This window comes from Bradyrhizobium jicamae, from assembly GCF_001440395.1.
Classification (GTDB): Bacteria; Pseudomonadota; Alphaproteobacteria; order Rhizobiales; family Xanthobacteraceae; genus Bradyrhizobium; species Bradyrhizobium jicamae.
The window spans coordinates 47,370-61,999 of record NZ_LLXZ01000191.1 but is presented as its reverse complement, the minus strand read 5'-3'; the positions used below and the strand labels follow the sequence as shown (position 1 = coordinate 61,999).

14 protein-coding genes are annotated in these 14,630 nt (G+C 64.7%); 10 read left to right on the top strand and 4 right to left on the bottom strand.

Annotated elements, in window-relative coordinates:
• Positions 1-6 precede the first annotated feature (6 nt).
• The 6 genes from CQ12_RS32455 to CQ12_RS32430 all read left to right on the top strand — a co-directional run bounded on the left by CQ12_RS32455 (position 7) and on the right by CQ12_RS32430 (position 5,545).
• On the top strand, positions 7-906 hold the full coding sequence (locus tag CQ12_RS32455) for an ABC transporter permease (RefSeq protein WP_057839352.1): 900 nt from the start codon (positions 7-9) through the stop codon (positions 904-906).
• Between the two features lie 112 nt (positions 907-1,018).
• A complete protein-coding gene (locus CQ12_RS32450; protein WP_057839351.1) occupies positions 1,019-2,806 on the top strand; it encodes a dipeptide ABC transporter ATP-binding protein in 1,788 nt (595 codons plus the stop codon).
• Positions 2,807-2,825: 19 nt separating this feature from the next.
• Positions 2,826-3,008, top strand: coding sequence for a DUF4089 domain-containing protein (locus tag CQ12_RS32445; RefSeq protein WP_057839350.1), 183 nt, complete (start codon positions 2,826-2,828; stop codon positions 3,006-3,008).
• 7 nt (positions 3,009-3,015) lie between these two features.
• Positions 3,016-4,413 carry an AtzE family amidohydrolase gene (locus CQ12_RS32440; RefSeq protein ID WP_057839349.1) on the top strand — a complete coding sequence of 466 codons (1,398 nt, stop codon included), beginning with the start codon at positions 3,016-3,018 and terminating at the stop codon, positions 4,411-4,413.
• Positions 4,414-4,415: 2 nt separating this feature from the next.
• Positions 4,416-4,808, top strand: coding sequence for an oxalurate catabolism protein HpxZ (gene hpxZ, locus CQ12_RS32435; RefSeq protein WP_057839348.1), 393 nt, complete (start codon positions 4,416-4,418; stop codon positions 4,806-4,808).
• Between the two features lie 2 nt (positions 4,809-4,810).
• Complete coding sequence (locus CQ12_RS32430; RefSeq protein WP_057839347.1) at positions 4,811-5,545, top strand: GntR family transcriptional regulator; 735 nt, start codon at positions 4,811-4,813, stop codon at positions 5,543-5,545.
• Between the two features lie 109 nt (positions 5,546-5,654).
• Here CQ12_RS32430 and atzF read toward each other — a convergent pair whose 3' ends face one another.
• Together atzF and CQ12_RS32420 are read right to left on the bottom strand one after the other, a co-directional pair.
• Positions 5,655-7,463, bottom strand: a complete 1,809-nt coding sequence (gene atzF, locus CQ12_RS32425; protein ID WP_057839346.1) for an allophanate hydrolase — start codon at positions 7,461-7,463, stop codon at positions 5,655-5,657.
• Between the two features lie 200 nt (positions 7,464-7,663).
• Positions 7,664-8,092: a MarR family winged helix-turn-helix transcriptional regulator gene (locus CQ12_RS32420; protein WP_245310267.1), complete on the bottom strand. Its 429-nt coding sequence runs from the start codon at positions 8,090-8,092 to the stop codon at positions 7,664-7,666.
• Between the two features lie 220 nt (positions 8,093-8,312).
• Between CQ12_RS32420 and CQ12_RS32415 the strand changes: the two genes are divergently transcribed.
• Entirely contained in the window at positions 8,313-10,175 is a 1,863-nt protein-coding gene (locus tag CQ12_RS32415) for a feruloyl-CoA synthase (RefSeq protein ID WP_057839344.1), read from the top strand.
• A 15-nt stretch (positions 10,176-10,190) separates the two neighbouring features.
• Here CQ12_RS32415 and CQ12_RS32410 read toward each other — a convergent pair whose 3' ends face one another.
• Entirely contained in the window at positions 10,191-10,706 is a 516-nt protein-coding gene (locus CQ12_RS32410; protein ID WP_057839343.1) for a MarR family winged helix-turn-helix transcriptional regulator, read from the bottom strand.
• Positions 10,707-10,817: 111 nt separating this feature from the next.
• Here CQ12_RS32410 and CQ12_RS32405 point away from each other — a divergent pair, with 111 nt between their 5' ends.
• Entirely contained in the window at positions 10,818-12,029 is a 1,212-nt protein-coding gene (locus tag CQ12_RS32405; RefSeq protein ID WP_057839342.1) for an ABC transporter substrate-binding protein, read from the top strand.
• Between the two features lie 366 nt (positions 12,030-12,395).
• Here the strand turns inward: CQ12_RS32405 and CQ12_RS32400 are convergent, their stop codons facing one another.
• Complete coding sequence (locus CQ12_RS32400; RefSeq protein WP_083519576.1) at positions 12,396-12,926, bottom strand: MarR family winged helix-turn-helix transcriptional regulator; 531 nt, start codon at positions 12,924-12,926, stop codon at positions 12,396-12,398.
• A gap of 80 nt (positions 12,927-13,006) precedes the next feature.
• On the opposite strand from CQ12_RS32400, the gene CQ12_RS32395 reads away from it, so the two are divergent.
• Positions 13,007-14,242, top strand: a complete 1,236-nt coding sequence (locus CQ12_RS32395) for a cytochrome P450 (RefSeq protein ID WP_157088621.1) — start codon at positions 13,007-13,009, stop codon at positions 14,240-14,242.
• Between the two features lie 9 nt (positions 14,243-14,251).
• Positions 14,252-14,575, top strand: coding sequence for a 2Fe-2S iron-sulfur cluster-binding protein (locus CQ12_RS32390; RefSeq protein WP_057839339.1), 324 nt, complete (start codon positions 14,252-14,254; stop codon positions 14,573-14,575).
• Positions 14,576-14,630: the final 55 nt, after the last annotated feature.

Sequence of the window (14,630 nt, the reverse complement as noted above, 5' to 3'; positions counted from 1 at the left end):
TGGAAGATGAGTGCCGTTCTGCCTGCCGTTGAACCCGTCACTCCCGCACGCACTTCGGGCGTGGCTGCGATGTTCGAGCACACCCGCTATGTGCTCGGCGAAAACCGCGTCACCGCCTTTGCCTTCGGCCTGCTGGTCGTCATCCTGTTCGCCGCGATCTTCGGGCCCTACATCGTGCCCTACGATCCGCTCGCCAGCGATACATCAGCGGCGCTGAAACCGCCCTCGGCGGCGCACTGGTTCGGCACCGACCAGTTGGGCCGTGACATCTTCAGCCGCGTCGTCGTCGCCACACGGCTCGATACCTTCATCGCGGTTGCCTCGGTGGCGCTGGTGTTCCTGATGGGCGGGCTCGCCGGCATCGCCGCCGGCTATTTCGGTGGCTGGACCGACCGCATCGTCGGGCGCATCGCCGACACCATCATGGCGTTTCCGCTGTTCGTGCTGGCGATGGGCATCGTCGCGGCGCTGGGCAATACCGTGCAGAACATCATCATCGCCACCGCGATCGTGAACTTTCCGCTTTACGCCCGCGTGGCGCGTGCCGAGGCGAACGTGCGCCGCAACGCCGGTTTCGTGCAGGCGGCGCGGTTGTCGGGCAATGGGGAGCTGCGCATTCTCCTGGTGCACATCCTGCCCAACATCATGCCGATCATGATCGTGCAGATGTCGCTGACCATGGGCTACGCGATCCTCAACGCCGCCGGCCTCTCCTTCATCGGTCTTGGCGTGCGGCCGCCGACGGCGGAATGGGGCATCATGGTTGCGGAAGGCGCGACCTTCATGGTGTCGGGCGAATGGTGGATCGCGCTGTTCCCGGGGCTTGCGCTGATGATCGCGGTGTTCTGCTTCAACCTGCTCGGCGACGGTCTGCGCGACATTGTCGACCCGCAGCGGAGGACGTGATGGCTGATTCAGGCTTTGCCCGTCCTGGTCGCATACGGGAAGGAAACGGGACAGGAATGCTGACCGTTCTACTTTGCATGGGGTTGTTTTCGATATTTTTGCGGAGGCTGTCATGACGGCCCAGCCCCTTCTCGACGTCCACGACCTCACCGTCGAGTTCTCGACCCGGCGCGGCATCGTCAAGGCCGTGCAGCACGTCAACATTTCCGTCGCCAAGGGCGAGACGCTCGGCATCGTCGGCGAGTCCGGCTCCGGCAAGTCGGTGACCTCGTATGCGGTGATGCGCATCCTCGACCGTGCCGGCAGGATCGCCGAGGGCTCGGTGATGTTTTCCGGCATCGACGTCAAGGCCGCGACCGAGAACGAGATGCGCGATCTGCGCGGCCGCGAAATCTCGATGATCTTTCAGAACCCGCGCGCCGCGCTCAATCCGATCCGCAAGGTCGGCGACCAGATCGAAGACGTGCTGCGCCAGCATGTGCAGAGCGCGGCAAGTGACCGCGGCGAGAAGGCGATCGAGGCGCTGGAGCAGGTCAAGATCGCCCGCCCCCGCGAGCGCTATCACGCCTATCCGTTCGAACTGTCCGGCGGCATGTGTCAGCGCGTCGTGATCGCGCTGGCGCTGGCCTGCAATCCGCAGCTCCTGATCGCGGACGAGCCGACCACGGGGCTCGACGTCACCACGCAGAAGGCGGTGATGGATCTGATCGTGGAACTGACAAAGCGCCGCCACATGTCGACCATCCTGATCACGCACGATCTCGGCCTCGCCGCCGCCTATTGCGACCGCGTGGTGGTGATGGAGAAGGGCCGGGTGGTGGAGACGGCAAAGTCGGCGGACATTTTTGCCAATCCCCAGCACGCCTATACCAGGAAGCTGATGCGTGCAACGCCGAGGGTCGGTGTGTCGTTGCGGGATCTGTTGCCAGAGGACGAAGGCGCGCAAGCACCGCCGCCTCCATCCGTCATGGCCGGGCTTGAGCCGGCCATCCATCAATCTTCGAACGGCTCTTCCTCAGAAGCGATGGACCCCCGGGTCAAGCCCAGGGGCGACGAGAACAAATCGCCCCTTCTGCTCGTCGAAAAGCTCGTCAAGGAATATCCCCGCCAGGGCGCCAGCGCCGTTCTCACAAAACTGTTCTCCCGCAGGCCACCGGTGGAAGCCGAAATATTCCGTGCCGTCGACGGCATCAGCTTCACGGTCGGCCATGGCGAGAGTGTTGGCCTCGTCGGCGAATCCGGCTGCGGCAAATCGACCACCTCGATGATGGTGATGCGGCTTCTCGACCAGACCTCCGGCCGCATCGCGTTCGACGGCGAGGAGATCGGCGCCATCATGCCGCAAGCCTTTGCGCGGCTGCCGCTGCGCAAAAGCATCCAGATGGTGTTCCAGGACCCGACCGACAGCCTCAACCCGCGCTTCACCGCGGCGCGCGCGATCGCCGATCCCATTATGCAACTCGGCGATATCAGGGGACGCGACGCACTGCGCGCCCGCTGCGAAAAGCTTGCCGAACTGGTCGGTCTTCCCGTCGATCTGCTCGATCGTTTCCCGCACCAGCTATCCGGCGGCCAGAAGGCCCGCGTCGGCATCGCGCGCGCGATTGCGCTGCACCCCAAACTCGTGATCCTCGACGAGCCGACGGCGGCGCTCGATGTCTCCGTGCAGGCCGTCGTGCTCAATCTGCTGCAGGACCTCAAGCAATCGATGGGCATGAGCTATTTGTTCGTGTCGCATGACCTGAATGTCGTGCGTTTGCTATGCGATCGTGTCATCGTGATGCGTGCGGGGCGAATCGTCGAGCAGGGCTCATCCGAAAGCGTGCTCGGCGATCCCAAGGATGCCTACACCAAGGAGTTGCTGACGGCGATCCCGCATCCGCCGTTGCCGGTTCACTAGAAAGTTGAGTACGAGCAAAATGGCTGCCGAACCCCTGGACGATTACATCAATGCCGTTGCGAAAGCGCTGGCGCTCCCGGTCGAAGAGGCCTGGCGGCCGGCGGTGCGCGCCAATCTCGAAGTGTCGCTGAGGCTGGCGCGGCTGGTCGATGAATTCCCGCTGCCGGATGAAACCGAGCCGGCCAGTGTCTACACGGCCTGATAGCACCATGACCGTAAGCACCGATGGGCTGTCGGCCCAACAAATCGCGCAGGCCGTAACGGACGGCAAGCTTTCCGCGCTAGATGCGACCGAGGCGGCGCTAGCGCGGATCGCCAAACATGATTCCGTGCTGAACTCGTTCACGGACGTCACCGCCGAGCGCGCGCGCGCAAAAGCCCGCGCGGTCGATGTCGCGATCGCGGCCGGCGAAAAGGTCGGCCCGCTGGCCGGCGTGCCGTTCGCGGTGAAGAACCTGTTCGACGTGAAAGGTCTTGCCACCCGCGCCGGTTCGAAGATCAACCGCGACCTCGCCCCCTCGACGCGCGATGCCACTCTGATCGAGCGCATGGAGGCGCAGGGCGCGGTGCTGGTCGGCGCGCTCAACATGGGCGAATACGCCTATGACTTCACCGGCGAGAACGTGCATGACGGCCCGTCGCGCAATCCGCATGATCCGACGCGGATGACCGGCGGCTCGTCGGGTGGCTCGGGCAGCGCGGTCGGCGGCGGCCTTGTTCCGATCGCGCTGGGGTCGGATACCAATGGCTCGATCCGTGTGCCGTCGTCGTTCTGCGGCGCCTTTGGTCTGAAGCCGACCTACGGCCGGCTGTCGCGCGCCCGCTCGTTTCCCTTTGTCGCAAGCCTGGATCATCTCGGCCCGCTCGCGCGCAGCGTCAGCGATCTCGCGCTGGCCTATGACGCGATGCAGGGACCGGACGCCGATGACGCGGCGTGCACGACGCGGCCGGTCGAGCCGGTAACGCCGCTGCTGGCCCAGGGCATCGACGGCCTGCGGGTCGCAGTAGCCGGCGGATATTTTCAGAAGAACGTCTTTCCGGAAGCCGTCGAGGCCGTGGCGCGCGTCGCCAGGGCCCTGAACGCGACGCAAACGGTCGAAATCCCCGAAGCCGCGCGCGCCCGCGCCGCGGCCTACGTGATCACCACCACCGAGGGCGCTTCGCTGCATCTCGACCGGCTGCGCAAGCGGCCGAACGATTTCGATCCGGCGGTGCGCGATCGCCTGATCGCCGGCGCGATGGTGCCGGCGCCGCTGGTCGATCGTGCGCAGAAATTCCGCCGCTGGTATCGCGCCAAGGTGCTGGAGCTGTTCAAGTCGGTGGATGTGATCATCGCGCCCGCCACGCCCTGCATCGCGCCGAAACTGGGCCAGGTGAACTTCGTGCTCGACGGCGTCGAGCTGCCGGTGCGCGCCAATATCGGCATCCACACCCAGCCGATTTCGTTCATCGGCCTGCCCGTGGTCGCGGTGCCGGTTCCGCTGGTGCCGATGCCGATTGGCGTGCAGATCATCGCCGCTCCCTGGCGGGAAGATATCGCGCTGCGCGTTGCGCATGCGCTGGAGCGCGCCGGCGTCGCCACTGCGCCGATCCCGAGAGGATTGTAACGATGGACATCGATCTTTCGGACGTGCTCGCCGAGGTGACCGCGCAGTTCCAGCGTTACGAGAAGGCGCTGGTGTCTAACGACGTCGCCGTGCTCGACGAGCTGTTCCGCAACGATCCCCGCACGCTGCGCTATGGCATCGGTGAAAACCTCTACGGCTACGAGCAGATCATGGCCTTCCGCGCCGCGCGTTCGCCGGTCGGGCTGATGCGCAAAACCGACAAGACTGTCATCACGACCTATGGCCGCGATACCGCCGTCGCCTCGACGCTGTTCTACCGCGAAAGCACGCCGGGCAGAGTAGGTCGGCAGATGCAGACCTGGGTCCGGTTTCCGGAAGGATGGAAGATCGTCGCGGCGCATGTCAGCGTCATCGACGAGCCGAAAGGGCAATAGCAATGAGCCTTGATGATCTTCCGGCACGTGGATCGCAGGCCGTCGCCCAGCCGGAGACAGCGGTCCGCCGCGTCGATCGGCCTTCGCCGCTACGGGACAAGGTCACGCGCGCGGAAGAACTGCGGCTGCAACTCGCCGACGAGATCGTGCGCGGCGTGCTGCCGCCGGGATCGGGGCTCGACGAGACCGACATCGCGCGGCGCTTTTCCGTATCGCGCACGCCGGTGCGCGAAGCACTGCGGCAATTGGTGGCGAGCGGCCTGGTCGAGGCGCGCGCCCATCGCGGCGCCGTGGTGGCGCAGCCGTCGCTGGACCGTTTAACGGAAATGTTCGAGGCGATGGCGGAGCTGGAAGCGCTGTGCGCGGGGCTCGCCGCCGAGCGGATGCCGCCGGGAGATCGCCAGAAGCTGGAAGCGATCCACGAGGAATTGCGCGTGCTGAGCCATGCCGGCAATCCCGAGCGTTTTCACGCAGTCAATGAGCGCTTCCACAACGCGATCTATGCCGGCTCGCAGAACGGCTACATCGCCGAGATGGCATTGGCGACCCGGGTGCGGGTTCAGCCGTTCCGCCGCGCCCAGTTCCGCAACCTCGGGCGTCTCGCCAAATCGCACGCCGAGCACGACCGCGTCGTGGTTGCGATCATGCGCGGCGACAAGGCGGGCGCCGCGGCCGCGATGCGCGCGCATATCGAGCTGGTGCGCGGAGAGTACGAGATTTACGCGGTGTCGGTGTAGGCGCAAAACCGTAGGGTGGGCAAAGGCGCGCAAGCGCCGTGCCCACCATCTTCCACCTTTGCATGGGATGGTGGGCACGCTTCGCTTTGCCCACCCTACGAAGTGACGGCTACACCGTCGCTTTCTCCGCCATGAACGCCCGCCAGCCGCCGTATGCTGAAATATCGCGCGCGCCGTCGGTTGCGATGGGCTCGACCACAAATCCCTTCACGCCTCTGCCATCAGCCAGCCGCACTGTGCCGATCCCGAGCGGCGGCGGGATCGCGGCGACGAATTTGCCGAACGCTGCCGCCGACAATGCCCAGAGTTCCAGCTTGATCGAATGTCCCGCGTCCGCATCCACGCGCAGCATGCCGGGTTTTGGCGGCACCGTGTCGAGCGCGTAGAGCTTGTAATCCGGCGCGGTCGTGGTCGCCTCGAGCAGGCGGGCGCCGAGCGCCTGCAGTTCGCCGTTGAGCGCCATGCCCGAGAGATGTGCTCCGACCACGGCGATGATGATTTCGTCACCACTTGCGCCGACGGGCAACGCGGCGAGCGCGGGCTGCATCGCACTCCTGGCCCCCATCGCCAGTTTGGTGTCGGCATGAAACACCCGCCCGATACTGGCGAGCTGCGCGTCGCGCCCCGCGGGCGCCAGCAGCGTGATGCCGAACGGAATGCCGTCGCCGCGCATCGCGGCCGGCAACGCCAGGCCGCAGAGGTCGAGCAGATTGACAAAATTGGTGTAGGTGCCGAGCCGGCTGTTGAGCTCGATTGGATTGGCCAGCACCTGCGCGGTCGAATAGGCCGTCGGCGCCGTCGGCAGCACCATCGCGTCGAAATGGGCAAAGGTGCGTTCGGCCGCGCGCCGCAGCGCCTGTAGCCGATAGAGCGAGGCAAACGTGTCGGCGGCGGTCAGACGCGCGCCGGCCGCGGTGATCTCGCGCGTGACCGGATGGATCGCATCCGGCGAAGAGGCCAGCAGATCGCGGATCACGAGATAACGCTCGGCGACCCAGGGGCCCTCGTAGAGCAGCCGCGCCGTCTCATAAAACGGTTCGAGGTCGAACTCAACCAGCGTGGCGCCGAGCTGGGTCCAGCGCTGGAGCGCTTCGCCGTGGGCTTTCTCCGCGGCGCGGTCGCCGAAGAAGATCAATTGGCCGTTGCGCGGTACGCCGAGCCTGAGCTTTTCGGGAAACGCCGATATCGGCGCCAGCGGCCGGTCGCGCGAATAGGGATCGGTGCCGTCGGGGCCGGCCATCGCCGTCAGCGCGGTCATCGCATCGTCGACGGTGAGCGAGAACACCGAGATGCAGTCCAGCGTGCGGCACGCCGGAACAAGTCCGGAGTTGGAAATCAGCCCAAGGCTCGGCTTCAGGCCAACGATGTTGTTGAGCATCGCCGGTACGCGGCCGGACCCTGCGGTGTCGGTGCCGAGCGCCAGCGGCACCAGGCCGGCGGAAACCGCGACCGCCGATCCCGAACTCGATCCGCCCGGAACGAGATCGCCGCGCACCGGATTGACGGGAATGCCGTAGGGCGAGCGGACGCCGACCAGGCCGGTCGCGAACTGGTCGAGATTGGTCTTGCCGATGATGATCGCGCCGGCCGCGCGCAGTTTTTTAACCGCCGTCGAATCCTGCGCCGGCGAATAGGAGAAGGTGGGGCAGGCGGCCGTGGTCGCTAAACCCAGCGCGTCGATATTGTCCTTTACCGCGACCGGGATGCCGAACAGCGGCAGTGCTGCCGCGTCTTTGCTCGCCAGCACTTCGGCTTCCCTGAGCGTATCCTGTTCGTCGCGCAGGCTGATGAATACGGCGGGATCGTTGTGGTCGCGGATGCGTTGGTAGGAGCGGGCAACGGTTTGCGCCGGGGTCATGGTGCCGGCGCGGTGCGCGGCGACGATGTCGGCAACGGTTTCAGGCGTGTCGGACCCCATGGCGAGCAAAACTCCAGCGAGCAAGGATTACCGGAAGTGAAGCAAGCGATGTGCCATTGTGTACAATGGCCCGGTCGGGCCGGCATTCAAAGATAGATACGTAATTTCATGCGTTTATGACGTCATTGGACGTGCGCTGCGTTGTAGTAGCGGTCACGCTGCTGCCTAAAATTTAGGCTGTCCGGTCCCGGGCGAGGCGATCAGGTGAACGCAGAGAGTATCTGCAGCAGCCGCTCCCGATTTTCCTTGCCGATCTTCTCGGCCACATGGCGCTCGTGTTCGGCGGCGAGCCGCTTGAATTGTGCCAGCGCCGTCCGGCCTCGCGCGGTCAGGTGCAGCGCGTGGGAGCGGCGGTCGGTGGCGGATTTGATGCGGCTGACGAGATCGCGATGTTCGAGGCTGTCGAGGAGATGCACCAGCCGGGCGCGCTCGATCCCGAGCCGTTTTGCTACTGCCATCTGGCTCAGGCCCGGGTTGGCGCCGATCACCGTCATCACCGAATACTGCGTCGGGCGGATGTCGACGGCGGCAAGCGTGCGAATAAAGTCCTGAAAGATCCAGATCTGGAAGCGGCGCACCGCGTAGCCGGCGTGACCGGCCAGCGCGTCGAGGCCGATCTCGTCATTCATGAGATCGTTGTGCACGCTGCCGTTTCCACTTCGCGTGCGGCCGGGGCGCGGCCGGATACCGGCGCGTGACTTGGTAATTCTGGCTGCCTGACTGTTCCTCGCCATCCTTCCCTTCTAGCGCCTTGCGGGCTCAAGGGGAAGATTGTTGTTGACGACAACAATTGTTGTGCTCAACATTAGCGTCAAGCCAGCCCGTTCGAGGCTGCCAGGAGGGAAGCCCATGACCATCGCCGCCACCAGCGGTGCCGATTCCCAACATCTTTTCGCAACGCCCGCGATCGCCAGCGATCGCCGGGGCGATGGCAGCATTATCCTGAAATCCACGACGCCGCTCGGAGCGAGCGCACGCTGCATCGGCGACTGGCTGGAGCACTGGGCGCAGCGGGCGCCGGACCGGATCTTTCTCGCCGACCGAGCCAGCGCCGATGCGCCGTGGACGACGGTCACCTACAAGGACGCGTTGAAGCAGGTGCGCTCGGCGGCCGCGTGGATTCTGGCGCAAGGCCTCAGCGCCGAGCGTCCGCTGGTGATCCTGTCCGACAATAGCGTCGAGCACGCGCTGTTCGCGCTGGCAGCCCAGCACGTGGGCGTGCCCTCGGCCGCGATCTCGCCGGCCTATTCGTTGATGTCCAAAGATTTCGACAAGCTCAAGAGCATGATCACACTGCTCGGGCCGGGCGCGATCTATGTTTCCGGCGCCAAGCCGTTCGCGACGGCGTTGGCGGCGATCGCGCCGCTGCATTCCGCCGTGATCGTCAGCGGCGATGCCGGCGACATCAATGCAATTCCGTTCCGCACCATCGCGGCTACCCCCGAAACATCAGAGGTCGCAACAGCCTTTGCGGCGATCACGCCGGATACGATTGCAAAATTCCTGTTCACTTCGGGCTCGACCGGCACGCCAAAGGCCGTCATCAACACCCAGCGCATGCTGACTTCGAGCCAGCAGGCCAAGGCGCAGACGTGGACGTTCCTCGAAGATGGTGGCGACAACCTCGTGATCCTCGACTGGCTGCCCTGGAGCCACACCTTCGGCGCCAACCACAATTTCAACCTCGTGCTGCGCAACGGCGGCACGCTTTACGTCGATGGCGGCAAGCCCGCGCCCGGGCTGTTCGCAACGTCGCTCGCCAATCTGCGCAGCGTGATGCCCACGGTCTATTTCAACGTGCCGCGCGGTTTTGACATGCTGATCGCGGCGCTGCGCGGCGATGAGGCATTGCGGACGAAATTCTTCAGCGAGGTCAAGTTCGCCTTCTACGCCGGCGCTGCATTACCGCAAAATCTCTGGGACGCGCTGGAGGAACTCTCGATCAGGACGGTCGGCCGCGCGCTGCCGATGGTGTCGGCCTGGGGCTCGACCGAGACGTCACCGCTGGCGACCGATTGCCATTTCCTCGCAAAACGTTCCGGCAATATCGGCGTGCCGATCCCCGGCACCGAACTGAAGCTGGTGCCCTCGGGCGACAAGCTGGAGGTGAGGGTGCGCGGCCCGAATGTCACGCCCGGCTATTGGAAAGCACCTGAGCTGACCGCGCAGGCATTCGATGCCGAAGGGTTCTATCTGATCGGCGACGCCGTCACCTTTGCCGATCCGGCGCACCCCGAACTCGGACTGTTCTTCGACGGCCGCGTCGCCGAGGATTTCAAGCTCAATTCCGGCACCTGGGTCAACGTCGGCACCTTGCGCGTTGCCGGCATCGCGGCTCTCGCGCCGCTGGCGCAGGATATTGTGGTCACCGGCCACGGCGGCGACGAGGTTCGCTTCCTGGTATTTCCGAACGTCGCGGCCTGCCGGGCGCATGCCGGACTATCAGACAATGCCGATGTGAAAGACGTGATCGGCCACGACAAGGTTCGCGGTGCGATCGCGCAGGGCCTTGCGAAGCTGAAGGCGCAGAGCGGAAACTCGTCAGGCCACGCGACGCGGGCGCTGCTGCTGGCCGAGATCGCCTCCGTCGATGGCGGCGAAATCACCGACAAGGGCTACATCAACCAGCGCGCGGTGCTGACACGGCGTGCAAGCGCGGTGGCAACACTGGACAGCGATACGTCAACCGACTGGATCGGCTGTGCCGGATGAGATGCGTTCGAACCCTCAAAACCCGTTCTTGTGCGCGTCCACCAGCCGCACCAGCATCTGAAGGAAAGCGGTTTGCTCTGATTTGCTCAGCGCGGAAAGCGTTTTCGCATTAAAGCTCTCGCCGAGCCGGCTGGCTTCGTCGGCGCGCCTCTCGCCCGCCGCGCTGAGGCTGAGTTCGACTGCCCGCCGGTCCCGCGCCGATCGCTTGCGCTTGAGGATTCCGGTCTCCTCCATCCGCGACAGGATCTTCACCAGATTGGGCAATTGCATTTTCAGCACGGCAGCGAGCTCGCTCTGCGTCACCGTCTTGTTGTCTCTGACGGCGACGAGGATGGCGTATTCAAGCGGCGAGAGCTTCAGCGATTCGAAATAGGGGTAAAATGCCTCGAAATTCTGCAGTTGCAGGATCCGGATCATGAAGCCCGGGGTCCGCTGCAGCGCGGTCAGATCCAGCTTCCGATCTGCATTCGGCTCGGCCGGCCTGGTGGCCCCGTTACCCCTGCGCGTCGAAACTTTCCCGATTCTTCCCATGGCAATAGCTCGCACGGCATGACGTGAATTGACAATCCAAAAAATGATTATAAATTATAAGTAATTTAGAAGCGGCCACAAAGGCCCGCCTTTCCATTCAAGAGGGAACGCATGCGACAGATCTTTCGTACAGCAATGCTCGTTGCCGCCCTCGGCGGCTCGCTTGTCACCACCGCGCACGGCCAGGAACGCGTCCGCATCGGCGTGCTCAACGACCAGTCGGGCGTGTTCTCGACCTATCAGGGCGTAGGCTCGGTCATCGCTGCACAGATGGCGGTGGAGGACTATGGCGGCAAGGCCGCCGGCAAGCCGGTCGACGTCATCACCGCCGATCACCAGAACAAGACCGATGTCGGTGTGGGCATCGCGCGGCGCTGGTACGACACCGAAAGCATCGACGCCATCTTCGACCTGCCGAACTCGGCGATTGCGCTGGCGGTTGCTGCCATGAGCGAGCAGAAGAACAAGGTCTTCATCGGCTCCGGCGCCGGCACCGCGCTGCTCACCGGCGAGAAATGCACGCCGAATACCGTGCACTGGACCTACGACACCTATGCCTATGGCCGCGGCCTCGGCAAAGCCGTGGTCGCCCAGGGCGGCAAGAAATGGTTCTTCCTCACCGCCGATTATGCCTTCGGCCATGACCTGGAAAAGCAGGCGATGGAGGGCGTCAAGGCGTCCGGCGGCGAAGTGCTCGGCGCCGTGCGCCATCCGCTCGGCACCGCCGATTATGCTTCCTTCCTGCTGCAGGCGCAGGCTTCGGGCGCCGACATCGTCGGCGTCGCCAATGCCGGCGACGACACCATCACCTCGATCAAGCAGGCGGCGGAGTTCGGACTGACGCAGAAACAGCGGCTGGTCGGGCTGATCCTCGGCATGAACGGCATTCCCGCGTTGGGCCTGAAGGCCGCGCAGGGTGCGCAGATCATGAACCCGTTCTACTGGGATCTGAACGATGGCACGCGCGCCTTTGCCAAGCGTTTTGCAGAACGCCATCCGCAGAAGAATTATCCCAACGACATGCAGGCCGGCGTGTACGCCTCCGTGCTGCATTACCTGAAGGCCGTCGACAAGGTCGGCGGCGCCGTGGACGGCAAGGCGGTGGTCGCGGCGATGAAGGCAATGCCGACCGACGATCCGCTGTTCGGCAAGGGAACCATCCGCGCCGACGGACGCAAGATCCATCCGCTCTATCTGCTCGAGGTGAAGAAGCCCGACGAATCCACGTCGAAGTGGGATCTCCTGAAGGTCGTTGCAACCATTCCCGGCGATCAGGCGTTCCGGCCCGAGAGCGAAGGCAACTGCCCGCTGGTCAAGAAGTGATCTGACGGCGAGGCGGTCGGAACAATCAAACTCCGTCATGCCCGGGCTTGTCCCGGGCATCCACGTCTCCGTCTCCGTGCGAAAAGACGTGGATGGCCGCGCATAGGCGAGCGGAAGCGACGCCGTCCTTCCGACGGCTATGCCCGGCCATGACGATGCGGAACTCGCATGCTATTTATGTTGCCAAGGCAACTAGTTTGTGCGAGCCTGTTTTTCGACAGGCGGCCGACCGCAGAGCACGAGAGTGCCGGGCCGCACAGGGAGAAACGGATGTTCGGGCGTGTCGGATCGGTACGACACAATGTGGTGCTGCGCGCGAAGCGCGATGGCAGCGGCGTTCAGTGCGGCGCGACTAGCGCTCGCCGCTCACTCTCGCGTATCGATTTCGCCCGCGCCCTTTACGGCGTCGAGATTGCCGTGCACCCGCAACAGCAGCGCAATCAGGGTCTCCCGCTCCGGCTTGCTCAGGCAGCCGAGCAGGCGGCGCTCGCGTTCGAGCGCGACGGCGATGACCTGATCGTGGGTGGTATATCCCTTCGCGGTCAGCGAGATCGAATGGGTGCGTCCGTCCTCACGGTCGGCCCTGATGTTAACCAGCCCGCGCTCCTCCATGCCGGCCAGTGTCCGGCTCACCGGCCCCTTGTCGAAACCGATGACATGGCAAATGCGCGCCGCCGAGATTTCCGGCTCGATTGCCAGCAGCGACAGGATCCGCCATTCGGTGACGTTGACCCCAAAGCGCTTCTGATAGACCACGGTCGCGCTGCGCGACAATTTGTTGGCGATGAAGGTGATGAGCGCCGGAACGTAACGGTCGAGGTCGAGCACCTGTTCGGCCCGTCCGTTCCTGCTTGCCGCACCCGCGCGAGGGACGCGCGCCTGTCTGTTCCTGCTCATGCTCTTCCGAAGCCGCTTCAGCGTTCCAGACATAGAGACTGCGCATACCGCTCTGCAAGAACATTATGCAGGAGACCCACATGAGCGCGACCTCCCGGACCGATTCTGTCACCCCGGAGCATGGCGTGCCGGCCAGCGTGCCTCACCTGGGCGTGGACCCGTTCTCGACCGAGTTCTTCGAGGAGCCGCACCCGATCCATGAAGCCTTGCGCGAGGCCGGGCCGGTAGTTTGGCTCGACAAATGGGGCGTCTATGGCGTGGCGCGCTATGCCGAGGTGCACGCCGTCCTCAACGATCCCATGACCTTCTGCTCCAGCCGCGGCGTGGGCTTAAGCGATTTCGCCAAGGAAAAGGCCTGGCGTCCGCAAAGCATCATTCTGGAGGCGGACCCGCCCGCGCATACGCGCACCCGCACGGTGCTGAATCAGGTCCTGTCAGCGACCGCGATGAAGCCGCTGCGCAGCCATTTCACCGCGCTGGCCGAAGCCAAGGCCGACGAATTGCTGGCACGCGGCAGCTTTGATGCGATCACCGATCTGGCGGAAGCCTATCCGTTGTCGGTTTTCCCCGACGCGCTGGGACTGAAGCAGGAGGGGCGAGAGAACCTGCTGCCTTATGCAAGCCTCGTATTCAACGCCTTCGGGCCGCCGAACCAGTTGCGCCAGGATGCGATCGAGCGCTCGGCACCGCATCAGGCCTATGTCGCCGAACAATGTCAGCGCGAAAATCTCGCCCCCGGCGGCTTCGGCGCCTGCATCCACGCCCGCGCCGATGCCGGTGACATCACCCATGAAGAGGCGCCGCTACTGGTGCGCTCGCTGCTGTCGGCGGGACTAGATACCACCGTCTACGGCATCGGCGCCGCCGTCTACTGCCTGGCGCGCTTTCCCGACCAGTTGGCCAAGCTGCGCAGCGATCCGACGCTGGCGCGCAACGCCTTCGAGGAGGCGATCCGCTTCGAAAGCCCGGTGCAGACCTTCTTCCGCACCACGACGCGGGAGGTCGAGCTATCAGGCTATCGCATCGGGGAAGGGGAGAAGGTCCTGATGTTCCTCGGCGCCGCCAACCGCGATCCGCGGCGCTGGGAAAATCCTGACAGTTACGACATCACCCGCCGCACCACGGGGCATGTCGGATTTGGCTCCGGCATCCATATGTGCGTCGGCCAGCTTGTCGCCCGCCTCGAAGGCGAGGTGATGCTGGCGGCGATCGCCCGCAAGGTTGGAAAAATCGAGATCACGGGACCGGTGAAGCGCCGGTACAACAACACGCTGCGCGGACTCGAAAGCCTTCCCATCACGATTTCTCCGGCCTGACGGACCCCAATGCCCAGCATCACGTTTGTTCACCCGGACGGCCGCGCGCAGCGCATCGACGCCAGCAATGGCGAAAGCGCGATGCAGGCCGCGACGCGCCAGGACGTCAACGGAATTCTCGCCGAATGCGGCGGCAGCGCCATGTGCGCCACCTGTCATGTTTACGTTGACGAAGACTGGCTCGCCCGCCTGCCGGCGATGGGTGACGACGAGGACGCGCTGCTCGACGGCGCCGCTGCCGAGCGGCAGGCCAACAGCCGCCTGTCCTGCCAGATCCAGCTTGGCGCGGACCTTGACGGCCTGGTGCTGCGCCTGCCGGACCGCCAAACGTGATGGCGTAACCGGCGGCCATCGCCTGCATTGAAATCAAAAACCCGGCGAAGTTCGG